We start from the raw sequence: 14,250 nt of genomic DNA on the forward strand, positions 1-14,250 counted from the left end.
AGACCTCGACCCCTATCCGGGCACTGACGCGCCGACCACCCCGGATAAGGCCGCTACACCCTCAACTGGGATGAGCCACTATGCCAGGCTGTCCCAGGCCGCCAAGACGCTCAACTGTGGCGGGTGAGAGCAGAGCAGGGGGTCGCTCCATGAAGGACGACGCAGCACGCTGGCCATGGCGAGCACGGGAAAGACGACGTGCTCGGTCAACGTCGCCGCTTGATCGGGGTTCACGCGAGGTCCAGCTCGTCTACGCCCGCCGCCCGGGTTTGCAGCAGCCGGAGCCACTCGTCGCCGTGGTGTGGACAGAGGATGAGGCAGCTCAAATCGAGACCCAAGTCGTGAGTCGCGAGCCGGGCGCGCGAGTGATGTGGGAGGCCCACCGGGTGGTCGGCGGCCCCACCGAAACTGTGCATGCGGTGCTGCTGACCCCAGACTGCGACGAGGTGAACGAAGCTGCCGATCCGATGGGCATCGCCGTTTACGCAGACCGTGATGACGCCGATCGCGACATGAGGATGCGCCGCGAAAAGGACGGGATAGACGATTATATCGTGCGCACATTGCCAGTGGGATGGCGTCGCGACGCGTGGCCGCTTGACGCCGCTAGCTCTTCGCCGACGGGTGTCAACTAGTGCGCCCTGAACGCTCCGCAAGGCCCTGGCCTTGTTGCACACAGGAGCTCTCCGGTCGCTGATTCACCCTTCGAACGTGCCTACGTAAGTCGACTACCTTACATAATGTAAGTTATCGGCGGTTAGTCCTACCCGCCGTTCTGCTAGTCAGAGGCCGGTCACTCGTCGGACTCGCCAACTAGTCGCTGCACGTTTCGGAGCGTTGTCCGCCGCACATCCGCACACGTCTCGGCCGCTCGCGAGAGCAGAACACGGATGTTGTCGGCGTCCGACACAGCACTTTGAAAACCAGCGACGGTGTTGAAGCGCTCCGCCTCCATGTGCTGGATGAAGAAGCGATGGATAAGCCTGTTGCGCTCACCGATTGCTCGTTGCCACAACTGGATGATCTCGAGGCTGATCGCGCCGTGTTCCTTCCGCAGGTCAACGAGTAGTTGACCCGCCGGGAGCCGGTGCAGCCGGCTCAGGTTCGTCTCCAACGCCACCCGTCCGACGCAAAAGCTCGACCAGCTGAATGATCTATCTAGATCGCGGAGACGATCCCCGAGTTGTTCACCGGCCTATCTCACACGGTCATGTCACGCTTCGGCTATGACTGGCCGGGATCCCGAACTCACTGCTGACGTCGAGTTGCGGAACACGCTCTACGAGTTGCAGGTCTACGAGGCCCTCGCAGTCGCCATCGATGACGCCCACGCGGCGCTCGACACGATGCTGTGCGCCTCGGACCCGGAGAGTGCGCGACGAGCCCTCGCGCAGCGATTCGGCTTCAACGAGACGCAGGCAGACGCGGTCCTGAACCTACAGTTTCGGCGAGTGACTGCGATCGACAGGCAAAAGATCGAGCATCGACGCCAAGAACTAGCCCACCGCGTTGTGGTCCTTGAGGCCGAGCTCGGCAGATCTTGATCTGCTGTTCCCAGCGGGGCCTGCTCATCGGCTAGATGTGACGTCCAGGCCGGGGTGGCCCTGGTTCGAATCGAGCCGCCTCACCCTCTCCGCACCACGGCAATATTATCGGCGGGTCGCCTCGGGCGCTATGTCCACTGGTCAGAGCCGCCTTTTGGGGCGCGCGGGAAAGCGCAAGTGCATTCGTCAAGCGAGCTTCTCCACCGCAGGCGGACCACAGCAGTCACTCCTTTGCCTGACGCGGGGCGAAGCGAGTGTGACAAAACTGCTGTGGCGTACAGACTGGTCCGCATGGAACTCATTCGCTCGCTGCTCTATGGCGCCGCAGTCGTCGGACTGGTCGTGCTGGTGGCCATCGCATTGGACCTGACTGGTCTCATCGATTTGTCCCAGCGAGTGACGCCGTCTGCAGTCAGTGGGCTCAGTGCCCTCTTTGTAGGGTTCACCCTTGAAGGGCGCAGGCGAAGTCGTCCACCCAGCGATGCATTCACCTCAGCAAAAAAGTCGGAACTCGACTTATAGAGGACTATGGTCCTATCGCTAGAACGGGCCTAGACAGAACCACGGGTATTGACTGCCCGCTCTTGGAGGAGTCTCACGATCGTGGCCGGACCTCGTCACGGCTGAGTGGGAGTTGGTCGACGCTCTAGAGGTGGCGGCTATCCAACGAGTGGCGGCCGACATCGACACCATCGAGGAGCAGTGCGGCTGATGGATGACGTCTTCTCGGGCCTAGCCATCGCTTCCAGCGGCCTTGGCGTCATCCTCGCCATCGCGCACTTCGCCGCGTGCCTCATCGCGGCTCTGCGACGCGGCAACGACCGTCCCGAGTTCGCTCCGATGGGATACATCGGCGTTGGTCTGGCTCTCTCACTGGTCACGTTCTATCTGGCACGTGGTCTCTCACAGAGCGCGTGGGGGAATGTGGACGACCTTGTTGCTCTCATGTTCGTGCTGGCCGCGGCCTCATGGGGCTTCGGGGGCGGCGTATGAGTGGGCGACAAAGCTCATTCCGGAGTTCCACGTGCGATGGGCCACCCCGCTGTTGTTCTCATCTGGGACGGGCCTGTTTGTGGGTTTGGCGGCCAATCCTCTGGCGATCTAGAGGTCGCAAGCTGCCAGCCATCGGCCTGATCGTTTCCTCACGCTGCTACGCCAAGGCACGAGGCTCCCCTATCTCGCAGCTTCCTCGCCTGCGCTCGGCTCGCGGAGGCACGCCCCAGTTCGCTGGGGATTGCTGGGGATTCCCGGGTGTTTCCCCCCGGGCTACGCTGCAAAGGACAACCACCACGGCCCGATCGGGCCAAGGCGCACCGGACGAGCGAGGGCCGGCGGCGACTGTCACGCGAGGCCGTCGCAGCTTTGCCCACAGGCAGGGGCAACGACATGTGCACGAGCATCAGGTTCTCCGATGGAAGCAATCTCTATCTCGCACGCAACCTCGACTGGACGTACGGCTACGGCGAGCGGGTGGTGCTGACACCCACCGCATACGAGACGAACTCACCGTTCGGCGCCGTGCCGCGCATCCAGTACGCCGTCATCGGCATGGGGATCGTGGAGGAAGACACACCCCTGTACTTCGACTGCGGCAACGACGCGGGCCTGGCCGTGGCGGGCCTCAACTTCCCGGGCTACGCGCGCTACGCGCAGGAGCCGGTCGACGGCGCCACGAACGTCGCCGCCTTCGAGTTCCCGCTCTGGGTGGCCTCCCAGTTCGCCAGCGTCGACGAGGTCGAGGCCGCCCTCGGTGACGTCGTCATCGTCGACAAGCCCATCAATGAGAAGTACCCGAGCTCGCTCCTGCACTGGATCATCGGCGACTCGAGTCGCGCCATCGTGGTGGAGTCCACGAGCGACGGCCTGCAGGTCTTCGACGACGACGTCGACGTCCTTGCCAACCAGCCGGGCTTCTCGTGGCACCACGAGAACCTGCGCAACTACCTCAACACGTCACCCGCCTTTCCCGAGGAGCTCGTGCTCGGGCGGGCACACCTGGGGCCGTTCGGCTCGGGCTCACACATGCGAGGGATCCCCGGGGACTACTACTCGCCGTCCCGGTTCGTGCGCGCGGCCTACGTGAACGCGCACTACCCGGACAAGGCGAGTGAGGAGGAGAACGTCAGCAGGGCGTTCCACACGCTCCAGCAGGTCGCCATGGTGGACGGCAGCGCAGCCATGGGCGACGGCGAGTTCGAGAAGACCATCTACACCGGGCTCTTCTCTGCGCGGACCAAGACGTACTACTGGAACACCTACGACGACCCCTCGATCCAGAGTGTCGCGATGGCCGATCACGAGCCTGACGGAAGCAAGCTCGTCGTCGTCTGACCGGACCCGTGCAGCAGGCAGGGCGTACTCGCCATCCGTGGCAGGGTGCCCCCATGAGTTATGACCTTGCCGTGTGGGAGGGCGTCCTGCCCGAGGACGACGAGTCGGCCACCGTGATCTTCGCCCAGCTCATGGATCGAGCCGAGCACGCGGGTGGCGATGCAGCGCCGACGCCTGGCATCCGTGCCTACGTCGACGCCCTTCTGGCGCGCTGGCCCGACCTCACCGACGACGCCGGTGAGGACTCCCCCTGGGCCGACGGCCCGCTCATCGCCAACGCCCGCGGCGACTCGATCTACTTCTCGTTGGTGTGGAGTGCTGCCGAGGAGGCATCCGAGTTCGCTGCTGGGCTGGCCCGTGCTCACGGTCTGGTCTGCTACGACCCGCAGCGTGAGGCACTTCTCCGCTAGACGGAGGAGCGGGGGGCCGCTCCCCCACCCCCCGCCCGCACCTCGCCCCGGACCTCGTTGAGGACCGGGGCGAGGCGGCGGCTATGCGATTCGAGGGGTCAGTTCGTCGGCACCGGCATCCGGTTGGGGATGGCCTCGTAGGCGTTCGGGTCGAGGGTGTCCACCGTCCCGTCGACGATCGCGTCGATCAGACCCTGCAGGCCGATCTCGACCTGCTTGGTGAGCATCCCGTTGCCCTTGAGTCCGGTGGACTGGGTCTGCGAGCTGGTCTCGAACAACACGGTGGCGCTGCCGCGCAGGGCGAACGAGCCCAGTGCGGTGCCGGGAAGGTTGGTGTCCTGCGGGTACAGCGTGACGTCGCCGAAGCCCGAACCGGCGCCGCTGCGGTCCTTCAGCGCGTCGTAGATGGCGACGTTGGCGCGGCGCGAGGCGTCGTAGTCGAACTCCGGCCACGTGCCGTGCTGCGCCGGGTCGTCGATGAAGCGGCCGGAGATGGAGAGCGTGGACAGCCGGTTGGTGCCCTCGACCAGGTAGCAGGGTCCCTGGTTGTGCAGGTCGACGAAGTAGTCGACCGTGCCGAACTCCTGCTCCAGGTCGCGGTAGACCTCACGCACCGTCTGGGCCTCGGGCGTCAGGTACCAGCCGACCGACCCGCTGTCGCCCGGGACGTCCGCAGGCTGCGGCACGTAGTCCAGGTCGGGATTGAAGTCGCGGTTGGTGTCGAAGCCCGGCACGTTGGGGTTGTAGTTCCAGGTCGGGGTAGAGCCGGCAAGCTGCGGGAAGCGCTGCACGGTCTGCGCCCAGCTCTGGTCGTTCTGCCGGTGCTGGTGCTCGCCGCCGTCGACGTTCAGCCGCGGTACGGCGACGATCGTGATGCCCTCGCGCATCTCCTGCGCCGCGGGGCTGTTGCCGCCGAACTGCTGCAGCATGTTGAGCAGTGCCTCGGTGCCGTGGTTCTCGTTGCCGTGGATCTGCGACTGCACCAGCATCACCGTGTCACCGGTGCCGACGCGGGCCGAGTAGATCTCCCGGCCCTCGTTGCTGCGGCCGATCACGTCGACCTGGACGTTGCCCTTGCTGGTGCGCTCGATCTTCTCGAGCGACTGGGTGAGCTGGCGATGGTTGACGAAGCCGGCGGAGTTGCCGCCGGCCTCGGTGCCGCAGTGGGAGTTGACCGGCTTGGCCTGCACCGGTGCTCCGGTGGTCAGTCCGGCGACGGAGAGTGCGAGCGCCCCGGAGAGGGCGAACGCGGAGAGGCGACGTGTGTTCACAGAGGGGTCCTTCGTTCCGAGAATTGAAAGGGGTGCTCACCTTCGGCCATGACCCGCCAGTAGGCAAGCACCGCAGCGCCTTTACTTTCGGTTCTCGGGCGCGTCAGCCTCGCGGGCTCTCCCCCGGCGCTGGGGGCGGCTCGGCGCTGGTGATGCCGGTGACCGCGGCGGCGAGCGCGTGGCGGGCCAGCGGGCTCGCCAGGCGCCCCTTGGCGAGCAGGAGCCTGCCGGGCAGGTCGACGACGCACATCGTGATCAGCGCGGTGGCGACCGTGTCCTCGCGCTGCCACAGCGCCACCGCGAGGCCGACGATCAACGCGCTGAGCTCGGCACGCAGGCCGTCGAGGTCGGCTCGGACCGCCGGCGTCAGGTCGTAGTCGAGGACGGTGCCGACGTGGACGGCCATCAACAGCCGTGCCGCCTCATCATGGGCGTCGGCATAGTCGGCGAGCGCGAGGGACGCCGCGAGGACGCCCCGCGGTGCGCCGCCCTGTGCCAGTGCCTCGGCGACGGAGGTCGACTGGAAGCCGAGGAAGGCCCGCGCCTCGCGCGCCCAGGCCCGTGCCAGCAGGTTCTCCCGGGAGCCGAAGGCGTGGTAGATGGCGCCGCTGGAGACTCCGGAACGCGCGCTCAGCGCACGGATCGTCAGGCCGGCGGTGCCCTTCTCGACCCAGAGTGCGCGCGCGTGGTCGAGCAGGTCGTCCAGGTCGTGCTCGCGCGGGCGGCCCAACGCTCAGTCCTCGGTACGGCGCAGCGCGTCGACGGCGCTGGCGTACATCGTGGCCTTGATCTTCCCCAGCGTCGCGCGGTCCTTGCCGGCGAGGTCGCGGATGAGTGCGCTGGCGGTCTCGGTGAGCTCGGCCTCGGAGGCGGTGGCGTCCACGATCCCCGCCGCCAGGGCCTCCGGTCCGGCGTACCGGCGCCCGGTGGTCATCGATTCGACGGCCGCCTGGGGGGTGAGCTTGGACTGGATGAACTCGGCCATCCCCGGGGTGAACGGGATGTGGATGTCCACCTCGGGGAAGCAGAAGTAGCCGCGGTCGCTGCGCATCACCCGGAAGTCGTGGGCCATCGCCAGCATCGCCCCGGCCCCGAAGGCGTGCCCGTTCACGGCCGCGACGGTCGGGATGGGCAGGGTGAGCACCTTGGCGAACAGGCCGTGGACCTGGGCGACGTACGAGACCAGCTCGTCGGGGTGGGCGCCCAGCCAGTCCAGGTCCAGGCCGTTGGAGAAGAACTTGCCGGTGCCCGTGGTGACCAGCACCGCCGGCTCGCTGGACGTGGCGAGCTCGTCGAGCTGCGCCATCACCGTCTCCAGCAGCGCCGGGGAGAAGCGGTTCTCGTCGGCGCCCAGGTCGAGCAGCCAGATGACGCCGTCGTTGGTGAGGGAGGGCATGCCCACTCCCCTTTCTCGGTGGCTCGCGGAGGCGAGATGGAATGTGTCGGGAAAGGTATCAGAACATCTGCTCTATAACTGCGCTCCTCTGGCCGTCGCTTGTCGGCGACGCGCTGCCCCACTCTCCTGTCCGCGGTTTCTGCCACACTGCGGCGCTGTGACCCGACGCACGTACGACCACCTCAGTCGACTCGCTCACGCTCATCTCCCCGACGCCACGGCTCAGCGCTGGCTGGGACTGCTCCGCCCCGCCGTACAGCTGATGCCCGCCCGGGGCGGTGACACGATCGTCGCCCGACTCGGCGGTACCCCCGACCTGCCCGGCGACGCGGCGTGGCCGGAGTGGTCCGGGTACGGCCCGCTCGCCCTCGTTGCCGACGTCGACCTGGCGGTCGTGGCCTCCACCGGCCTCGACGCGGGTCTCACGCTGCCGTCCGAGGGCCGTTACCTGGCCTTCTACTTCGACGACCCGGACGGGATAGGCGCCGTGGTCGACAGCAGCGACCCCGAGTCGCTGCCCGGGTCACGGCTGCTGCATGTCCTCGGCACCGCGCCGACGAGGGACCCGCTGGTGACGCTGACCGGCGTCCAGGTGCTCACCTGGCCGGAGTGGGAGCATCCCGTGCTGGAACAACACGGCCTCGACGCGCTCCCCGACCCGTTCGAGGAGGCGCTGGCGGAGCTGCTCGAGGACGAGCTGGGCGACGACGTCTACGGACACAGCATCGGCGGCTGGGCCCATCCGGTGCAGGGGCCCGTCGAGCTCGAGGCAGCCGAGACTCGGCTGCGCAAGGCGACCTACGACCGCGCCCACATCGCCGAGGCGCTGCGCTGGCGCCCGCTCCTGCAGGTCGGCAGTGACGACGACGCCGGCACCTGCTGGGGCGACGCCGGGTGTCTCTACTGGTTGGCGCGCACCGATGGCGCCACCGTCCCGCGAGGCTCGGACATCGCCTTCACCTGGCAGTGCGGCTGATCCGCCTGTGGCGCGCAGCTACTGGACTCGTTCTGGTTCGGTGAGCCCCAGGAGCTGCGCGCGCATCTCGTCGAGCTGCTCGGCGGTGAGATAGGGAGTGTGGGCCGAGGCGACGAGCCCCTCCGCGGCGTAGCGGACGAGCTGGGCCCGTCCCGCCGGCAACCCGTCCGAGGCGAAGGCGTCGTTCCAGGCCTGGGCGTCGGCGCGCTCCAGCTGATCTGCGCCCTCGGCGCCCAGCGAGCCCAGGGCGGCGAGCAACCCGGTCGGGTTGAGCACCCGGGTGAGGTACTCGCTGCCACCGGTGAGGGCGCGCACATAGCCACGGGTGAACGTCCCGGGCTGCTCCTCGCTCAGATCGACGTTCGCGCGGACCTCCTCCCACATCCGCGTGATGGTGTGCCCGACGAGCCCTGTGGTCAGCTCCTCGCGCGTCCGGAAGTGATGCATCAGCCCACTCTTGGTGACCCCGGCCAGTGCCGCGATGTCGGCCAGGCTGACCTTGGCGCCGCGCTGGAGGATCGCCTGCTCGGCCGCCTCGAGGATGGCGCGCCGCGTGCGCTCGCTATCGCGCACCAGCTGTCGCTCACCCATCGTGGCGCACCGCCGTGGCGGGCAGCGGCGAGGGGATCGTGCGCCACGCGATCACCGCAGCCAGGCACAGCACGGCCGCCGCCACGAACGACGTCGCCTGCATCGCGGAGGCGAACGACTCCTGCGCCGTCGCGATCACCCCCGGGTCCTCGACTGAGGCGAGCGTCGAAGCCAGAGAGTCCTTGACCGTGGCGGTATCCCCCGCGCCGAGATCGGCGGGGAGCTCCAGGCGCGAGCGGTAGATGGCCATCTGCAGCGAGCCGAGCAGGGCGATGCCGAGAGCGCCGCCCAACTCGTAGCCGGTCTCGGAGATGGCGGCGGCGGCACCGGCGCGCTGGGTGGGGACGGCGCTCACGACGGCGTCGGTGGACAGGGTCATCGCGATGCCGATGCCCAGGCCGATGACGGCCAAGGAGGCGCCCAGGCCCCAGTACGACGTCCAGGACGTGGTCAGCCCGATCCCGGCCAGGCCGAGCGCCGCCACGCCGAGACCCGCCCCGATCGAGCGCCCGGCGCCCAGGCGAGCGACGAGGGTGCCGATCAGGACGATCACCGCGACCGAGGCGATGGTCGCGGGAAGCTCGGCGACGCCCGCCTGCAAGGGGCCGAAGTCGCGCACCAGCTGCAGGTACTGGGAGAAGAAGAACAGCAGGCCGAGGAAGGCGAAGATGGACAGGGTGTTCGCGCCGACCGCCCCGGCGAAGGCCGGGATCCGGAACAGCGAGATGTCGAGCAGTGGCACCCTCAACCGAGCCTGCCGGCGCAGGAAGACCCAGGCCGCCAGCACGCCGAGCAGGCCGCAGAGCACCACGATCGCGTCGAATCCCGATCCGATCCAGTGCTTCACGGCGTACACCAGCGGCACGATGGCGACGATCGAGAGCGCCGACGACGTCAGGTCGACCGGCTGGTCGGCCGCTCCGCGGGACTCCGGCAGCAGCCACCACCCGCCGAGCAGTGCCAGCACCATGATCGGCAGGTTGATCAGGAAGACCGAGCCCCACCAGTAGTGCTCCAGGAGCACGCCGCCCACCAACGGCCCGAGCGCTCCCCCGGCGGTGGCGCCGACGGCCCACAGTGCGATCGCGCGGGTGCGTTGGGCGGGGTCGGCGAACATCGCCCGGACGATGGACAGCGTCGAGGGCATCAGCGTGGCGCCGGCGACGCCGAGCAGGGCGCGGGCCGCGATCAGCGTCCCGGCGTCGGGGGCGAACGCCGCCAGCACCGAGGCGACCCCGAAGCCGGCGCTGCCCATCAGCAACAGGCGCTTGCGCCCGATCCGGTCGGCCACGTTGCCCATCGTGATCAGCAGGCCCGCGAGCACCAGCCCATAGACGTCGCCGATCCACAGCAGCTGGGCCGACGTCGGCGCGATGTCCGCGGTCATCGAGGGAACCGCCAGGTAGAGCACGGTCCCGTCGACGGCGAGCAGCATCACCACCAGGACCAGGACAGCCAGCGCGGCCCACTCCCGTGGGCCGGCGAGTGCGGGACGTTCCTCCACCACGGTCATGGCCCGAAATTTAACAGTCCATCTGGACGGTTGAGCCTCCCCCGTGCACGCCCGCCCCGACCTCTGCCCGACGTACTGCCGGCACCGGGAGAAGGGAGGTCGCCGATTGGTCACAGACGGCGGCGAAACTCCGGGAAACCTCGCCGTTGGGGACCAAACGGCGGGCGTTCAGGGGCCTTTTCGGCGGCGGGGGTCAGGTGGGGGGTGGGTCCTGGATGGTGAGCAGCATGGTGCCCTCCGGGTCCTGGAGGTAGGCGATGCGCTCTCCCCAGGGCATGTCCTGGGGAGGTACGACGACGCGGCCGCCGGCGCCGGGCGCGGCCAAGACGGCGGCGTCGAGGTCGGGCACGTACAGGCACAGGTCCACGGCGTGACCGGAGGCCGGCAGCGGCGTCTCGCCGTACATGGCCGGCCCGGTGCCCAGCCCGAGTGCGAGCTTGCCCGCCCCTACATCGAGAGTGACGTAGACCTCGCGCCCCTCGGCGCTGTAGGCGTAACTCTGCTCGGCCTCGAAGACCCGCTGGTAGAAGGCCCTCGTCGCCACCAGGTCCCGGCAGTTCAGGATCGCGAAGATCTCGCCGCGTGCCATCGCACGACGGTAGCTCCCCCTCCTTCTCCACGCATAGCGCCACCGGGGGCTTGCCACAAGGCCGCCAGGCCCCGGGCCGCCCAGCAGCTGGGTCGTGCTCCGGAGCCACCAGCCTCGGCTCCCTCGGGGCGTGCGCTCAGCTCTCGGGGCGAGGCCAGGGACGCCCGTCGCGGCGTTCGATGGCCGCGTTGAAGACCGGCTACGGGCTCGGCCAGAGCATGGCTGTGCGGGCCCTGGGTCACGCTCGCGCTCGGCGCCTTCGTGGTGGCCCTCGGCTACCTGACCGGCGTCCTGCTGGCGGGGTCGGTCTGGGGGTGCTCGTCTCGGTGTGCATCATCAGCGGCGGCGACGGCACCGAGTCCGTGCCTGACGAGCCTCCGCACGCACGGCACTGACCGGGGACCGATCGACTGATATACCTGAGGCAGGTATAACAAAGAATCGGAAGCGAGCATCGGAGCGAGCATGGCGCTGCCCAACCCCTACACCCCGGGGCAGGTGCCTCGGGTCCTGGCCGGACGCGAGCACGAGCGGGCGATGATCCGCGACCGGCTCGGCCGGGTGGCCACGTTCGGGGAGCTCGGCGGCTCCCTGCTCGCCTTCCACGCCCCGCGCGGGCTCGGCAAGACCTCGCTGCTGCGAGCGGCGCAGCGCGACGCGGACGCGGCCGGCTTCGTCAGTGTCTGGGTCGCCGCAGCGCACCGCGGGTCGGTGCTCGGCGAGCTGGTGCGCGCCACCGAGCGCAGCATCTCGCGCAGCGACGCGCTGTCGGGCGCCGCGACCAGGCGCTGGCGCACCAGGCTGGACAAGATCCAGCTGGAGGTCGGCCTGCCGGGGGCGAAGGTGAGCGCGGAGCTCTCCCCCGAGCGACCGGCGCAGCCCCCGGCCCCGTCGGCGCCGATCGGCGCGCTCGAGGACCTCCTGCACGACACCTCGACGCTCGTGCGTCAGCACGGCGGGGCGGGCCTGCTGGTCTTCGTCGACGAGATCCACGCGGCGAACCAAGCCGACCTCGCGGTGCTGCTCAACGCGCTGCAGAACATCGACGGGGAGCGCCAGGCCAACCCGCTGGCCGTGTTCGCGGCCGGGCTCCCCTCGACCCCCGAGGTGCTGACCCGCGCCGCGACCTTCGGGGAGCGCACCGCCTTCGTCCCGCTGCACCGCCTCGACGCCACGGACTCCGCCGCGGCGATCGTGGAGCCCGCCGCCGGGCTGGACGTGTCGTGGAGCGACGAGGCGGTGCGCCAGGTCGTGGCCGACACCGCCGGCTACCCCTATTTCCTGCAGCTGGTGGGCTCGGCGACCTGGGACGCGGTGCGCCCCGATGCGGGCGACACGATCAGCGTCGACGACGTGCGCCGGGGCTACCCCGGGGCCGCCGAACAGCTGCGCGCCCTCTACCGGGCGCGCTGGAAGGCCGCGTCCCCGGCCGAGCAGGACTTCATGGTCGCGATGGCGGCCTCGGGCACCGAGGCCGTGCCGCGCGCCCAGATCGCGGCCGCACTGGGCAAGGAGTCCCGCGCCCTGAGCACGCCGCGCGACCGCCTCATCGAGAAGGGGATCATCGAGCCGGCCGGGCACGGGCTGGTCCGCTTCACCCTCCCGGGGTTCGGCGTCTACGTGGCGGCCGAGACCTCCAGCTCGCCCGCGCTGGACAGTACGGCGCTGGCTCGCGCCGTCTTCCCCGAGCTGGGGCCGGGCGGCCCGCCTCCCGGCTCGCGGTGACCCGCTCGGGCACCCCGATACCCCAATTTGCTGTGCTTTTACACATTATTGCCACAGTCCTGCCGCGCCCTGGCCACAGCCGGCGAGTCGCCCCTGCGGACACGACACAATGCAGGTTCGCGCCGCGGCGGAGCCACGCCCCCTAAGTGCTCTGCCGCGGCGTGCTCCAAGCGCGCCCCTCGCGCTCGGGGTCCGGCAGGGGGGACTCGACCTCGATCGTCGCCACCCGGCGCAGCACGGGCCGGTCGTGGCGTCCGTGCCGCACGTCGCCGCGCGACCACCACATCCGCAGGCCGGTCGGGGTCACCTCGAGGGTGGCCAGGTTGTTGTCGAACCAGGGCCCGCGGGTCAACCGCCAGCGCAGCATCGGGCGCGGGACCTTGGCCAGCCGCGAGACGACGTGCCCGACCGGTCCGGCCACGCCGTAGGACAGGACCGCGGTGATCCACCGCATGAACCGCGGCAGCGGGTTGCGGATCGGCGAGCACACCGCCTGGATGATCCGGCTCTGGATCTCCACCCGGCCGGCCGGCACCCGCGGATCGGGCACCGCCTCGGAGACGAAGCTGTGGTGCACGTCGCCGGAGAGGAAGGTGACGGTGCGGGGGGCAGGGCCTCGGCGTCCGGCGGCGACCTCGAGGGTCATCCGCGCGACCGCCGACCAGCCCTCCCGGAAGGCGGCCCAGTGCTCGAGGTCGACCCCCTGGCGCAGCCGCTCCCCCACCCGGCCGGCCCGCCGGCCCCAGGCGCCCTGCGCCAGCGCCTCGCTGAAGGCCTCCACGTGATGGAGACCCGGAGCCAGTAGGAACGGCAGCGAGGTGCCGACCAGCAGGTGCTCGAAGCCGCCCTGCATCTGCGCGTCGAGCCACTCCTGCTCCGCCGGGGCGAGCATCGAGCGCCGCTCGGGCTCGAGCACCCGTGCCGCCCGGGAGTCGACGACCACCAGCCGGGCCTGCTCGCCGAAGTCGCGCGCGAAGCTCCAGCGGTAGCTCTCCGGGGCCTGATCGGCGCGGTCCGCGAACGCGTCCAGGTCATCGCTCAGATCCACCTCGCCGGGCCCGTCGTACGACGTGACCCGCTGCCACAGCGGATCCTGGGCGCGCAGCGCCGGCGACAGGTTGCCCAGGTGCTGGTAGACCCAGTAGGAGCCGAGCCCGGCCACGATCCGGCCGTGCCACCACGAGGTGGCCTCCATCTGCTGTCGCCAGGTGTGGCTGGTGTTCCAGTCGTCGCGGATGTCGTGGTCGTCGAAGATCATCGCGCTGGGCAGCGTCGAGAGCAGCCAGCGGTTGGCCGGGTCGCTCCAGGCGAGCCGGTAGAGGTGGGCGTACTCCTCGTAGTCCTGGAGCTCTGCGCCCGGCTCCTCGTCGATGTCGCGTCGCGAGCTGATGAACTCGCGCATCTCGGCGGTGGTCTCGTCGGCGTAGACCTGGTCACCGAGGAAGAGCACCAGGTCCGGCCAGCGGCCGTCGTCGCAGTCGGAGCCGGACTCGGTGATCCCCGCCATCCGCAGCGCGTAGGCGCGCAGCGCGTCGACACCGTGCGTCCGGTTGCCCGCGCGGTCGTGGCTGACGCTGGTGCGACACGACCCGAACGCGAGACGCAGCGCCTTGCCGGGCTCCAGCGTCGCGATCACCGGCGCGGGATAGGGCGAGTCGGCCGGCGGCCACACCTGGGTGCCGTCGAGCTCCACGGCGTAGGGGGTCACCGTTCCGGGGGTGAGCCCGGTGAGGTCGACCAGGGCGTAGTGGTGGCCGTGGGCGGCGAAGGTCGCCGCCTGCGCGCGATGCTCCCCGGCACGCACCGTCACCGTGGCGGCGCTCTCGGTCTCCACCCAGACGCTCGCGCAGGTCTCGTCGACGTAGCGCATCAGGGGGCCGAGGACGAGGCCCGTCATCGTGACG

The 14,250-nt window shown here is 69.6% G+C and carries 16 protein-coding genes; 8 read left to right on the forward strand and 8 right to left on the reverse strand.

Features of this window, described 5'->3' with window-relative positions; all coding sequences use genetic code 11:
* The first annotated feature begins 149 nt into the window (after positions 1 to 149).
* Positions 150 to 635 carry a hypothetical protein gene (locus tag AC6EH9_RS09985; RefSeq protein WP_498422710.1) on the forward strand — a complete coding sequence of 162 codons (486 nt, stop codon included), beginning with the start codon at positions 150 to 152 and terminating at the stop codon, positions 633 to 635.
* A 158-nt stretch (positions 636 to 793) separates the two neighbouring features.
* Here AC6EH9_RS09985 and AC6EH9_RS09990 read toward each other — a convergent pair whose 3' ends face one another.
* Positions 794 to 1,120 (reverse strand): hypothetical protein, encoded by a 327-nt coding sequence (locus tag AC6EH9_RS09990; RefSeq protein WP_498422711.1) that lies wholly within the window; start codon positions 1,118 to 1,120, stop codon positions 794 to 796.
* 106 nt (positions 1,121 to 1,226) lie between these two features.
* Between AC6EH9_RS09990 and AC6EH9_RS09995 the strand changes: the two genes are divergently transcribed.
* From AC6EH9_RS09995 to AC6EH9_RS10015, 5 genes are all read left to right on the forward strand, one after another.
* On the forward strand, positions 1,227 to 1,544 hold the full coding sequence (locus AC6EH9_RS09995; protein ID WP_498422713.1) for a hypothetical protein: 318 nt from the start codon (positions 1,227 to 1,229) through the stop codon (positions 1,542 to 1,544).
* A gap of 291 nt (positions 1,545 to 1,835) precedes the next feature.
* Positions 1,836 to 2,066 (forward strand): hypothetical protein, encoded by a 231-nt coding sequence (locus tag AC6EH9_RS10000; protein ID WP_498422715.1) that lies wholly within the window; start codon positions 1,836 to 1,838, stop codon positions 2,064 to 2,066.
* Between the two features lie 189 nt (positions 2,067 to 2,255).
* Positions 2,256 to 2,537, forward strand: coding sequence for a hypothetical protein (locus AC6EH9_RS10005; RefSeq protein WP_498422717.1), 282 nt, complete (start codon positions 2,256 to 2,258; stop codon positions 2,535 to 2,537).
* A 393-nt stretch (positions 2,538 to 2,930) separates the two neighbouring features.
* The gene (bsh, locus tag AC6EH9_RS10010) at positions 2,931 to 3,875 is read left to right on the forward strand and encodes a choloylglycine hydrolase (RefSeq protein WP_498422719.1); all 945 of its coding nucleotides are present in this window, start codon (positions 2,931 to 2,933) and stop codon (positions 3,873 to 3,875) included.
* A gap of 53 nt (positions 3,876 to 3,928) precedes the next feature.
* The gene (locus tag AC6EH9_RS10015) at positions 3,929 to 4,285 is read left to right on the forward strand and encodes a hypothetical protein (RefSeq protein ID WP_498422720.1); all 357 of its coding nucleotides are present in this window, start codon (positions 3,929 to 3,931) and stop codon (positions 4,283 to 4,285) included.
* Positions 4,286 to 4,383: 98 nt separating this feature from the next.
* Here AC6EH9_RS10015 and AC6EH9_RS10020 read toward each other — a convergent pair whose 3' ends face one another.
* From AC6EH9_RS10020 to AC6EH9_RS10030, 3 genes are all read right to left on the reverse strand, one after another.
* Complete coding sequence (locus AC6EH9_RS10020) at positions 4,384 to 5,556, reverse strand: M14 family zinc carboxypeptidase (RefSeq protein ID WP_498422722.1); 1,173 nt, start codon at positions 5,554 to 5,556, stop codon at positions 4,384 to 4,386.
* Between the two features lie 103 nt (positions 5,557 to 5,659).
* On the reverse strand, positions 5,660 to 6,286 hold the full coding sequence (locus AC6EH9_RS10025) for a TetR/AcrR family transcriptional regulator (protein WP_498422723.1): 627 nt from the start codon (positions 6,284 to 6,286) through the stop codon (positions 5,660 to 5,662).
* Positions 6,287 to 6,289: 3 nt separating this feature from the next.
* Positions 6,290 to 6,952, reverse strand: coding sequence for an enoyl-CoA hydratase-related protein (locus AC6EH9_RS10030; RefSeq protein WP_498422725.1), 663 nt, complete (start codon positions 6,950 to 6,952; stop codon positions 6,290 to 6,292).
* A gap of 157 nt (positions 6,953 to 7,109) precedes the next feature.
* Here AC6EH9_RS10030 and AC6EH9_RS10035 point away from each other — a divergent pair, with 157 nt between their 5' ends.
* Positions 7,110 to 7,928, forward strand: a complete 819-nt coding sequence (locus AC6EH9_RS10035; RefSeq protein WP_498422726.1) for a YwqG family protein — start codon at positions 7,110 to 7,112, stop codon at positions 7,926 to 7,928.
* 18 nt (positions 7,929 to 7,946) lie between these two features.
* Here AC6EH9_RS10035 and AC6EH9_RS10040 read toward each other — a convergent pair whose 3' ends face one another.
* The 3 genes from AC6EH9_RS10040 to AC6EH9_RS10050 form a co-directional block, all read right to left on the reverse strand.
* Complete coding sequence (locus tag AC6EH9_RS10040) at positions 7,947 to 8,519, reverse strand: TetR/AcrR family transcriptional regulator (RefSeq protein WP_498422727.1); 573 nt, start codon at positions 8,517 to 8,519, stop codon at positions 7,947 to 7,949.
* Positions 8,512 to 10,032 carry an MFS transporter gene (locus AC6EH9_RS10045; protein ID WP_498422729.1) on the reverse strand — a complete coding sequence of 507 codons (1,521 nt, stop codon included), beginning with the start codon at positions 10,030 to 10,032 and terminating at the stop codon, positions 8,512 to 8,514. Before AC6EH9_RS10045 ends, AC6EH9_RS10040 begins: the two co-directional genes overlap by 8 nt.
* Before the next feature lie 193 nt (positions 10,033 to 10,225).
* Positions 10,226 to 10,621, reverse strand: coding sequence for a VOC family protein (locus AC6EH9_RS10050; protein WP_498422731.1), 396 nt, complete (start codon positions 10,619 to 10,621; stop codon positions 10,226 to 10,228).
* Positions 10,622 to 11,086: 465 nt separating this feature from the next.
* Between AC6EH9_RS10050 and AC6EH9_RS10055 the strand changes: the two genes are divergently transcribed.
* On the forward strand, positions 11,087 to 12,346 hold the full coding sequence (locus tag AC6EH9_RS10055) for a DUF8462 domain-containing protein (RefSeq protein ID WP_498422732.1): 1,260 nt from the start codon (positions 11,087 to 11,089) through the stop codon (positions 12,344 to 12,346).
* A gap of 142 nt (positions 12,347 to 12,488) precedes the next feature.
* On the opposite strand, the gene AC6EH9_RS10060 is transcribed toward AC6EH9_RS10055, so the two are convergent.
* Positions 12,489 to 14,243 (reverse strand): alkaline phosphatase D family protein, encoded by a 1,755-nt coding sequence (locus AC6EH9_RS10060; protein WP_498422733.1) that lies wholly within the window; start codon positions 14,241 to 14,243, stop codon positions 12,489 to 12,491.
* Positions 14,244 to 14,250: the final 7 nt, after the last annotated feature.

The organism is Nocardioides sp. Z21_20 (assembly GCF_059766585.1).

Coding starts and splice junctions, on each gene's coding strand:
- AC6EH9_RS10055 (WP_498422732.1), top strand. CDS start 11,087: ATGGCGCTGCCCAACCCCTACACCCCGGGGCAGGTGCCTCGGGTCCTG.
- AC6EH9_RS10015 (WP_498422720.1), top strand. CDS start 3,929: ATGAGTTATGACCTTGCCGTGTGGGAGGGCGTCCTGCCCGAGGACGAC.
- AC6EH9_RS10000 (WP_498422715.1), top strand. CDS start 1,836: ATGGAACTCATTCGCTCGCTGCTCTATGGCGCCGCAGTCGTCGGACTG.
- AC6EH9_RS10060 (WP_498422733.1), bottom strand. CDS start 14,243: ATGACGGGCCTCGTCCTCGGCCCCCTGATGCGCTACGTCGACGAGACC.
- AC6EH9_RS10005 (WP_498422717.1), top strand. CDS start 2,256: ATGGATGACGTCTTCTCGGGCCTAGCCATCGCTTCCAGCGGCCTTGGC.
- AC6EH9_RS09985 (WP_498422710.1), top strand. CDS start 150: ATGAAGGACGACGCAGCACGCTGGCCATGGCGAGCACGGGAAAGACGA.
- AC6EH9_RS09995 (WP_498422713.1), top strand. CDS start 1,227: ATGACTGGCCGGGATCCCGAACTCACTGCTGACGTCGAGTTGCGGAAC.
- AC6EH9_RS10045 (WP_498422729.1), bottom strand. CDS start 10,032: ATGACCGTGGTGGAGGAACGTCCCGCACTCGCCGGCCCACGGGAGTGG.
- AC6EH9_RS10030 (WP_498422725.1), bottom strand. CDS start 6,952: ATGCCCTCCCTCACCAACGACGGCGTCATCTGGCTGCTCGACCTGGGC.
- bsh (WP_498422719.1), top strand. CDS start 2,931: ATGTGCACGAGCATCAGGTTCTCCGATGGAAGCAATCTCTATCTCGCA.
- AC6EH9_RS10040 (WP_498422727.1), bottom strand. CDS start 8,519: ATGGGTGAGCGACAGCTGGTGCGCGATAGCGAGCGCACGCGGCGCGCC.
- AC6EH9_RS10050 (WP_498422731.1), bottom strand. CDS start 10,621: ATGGCACGCGGCGAGATCTTCGCGATCCTGAACTGCCGGGACCTGGTG.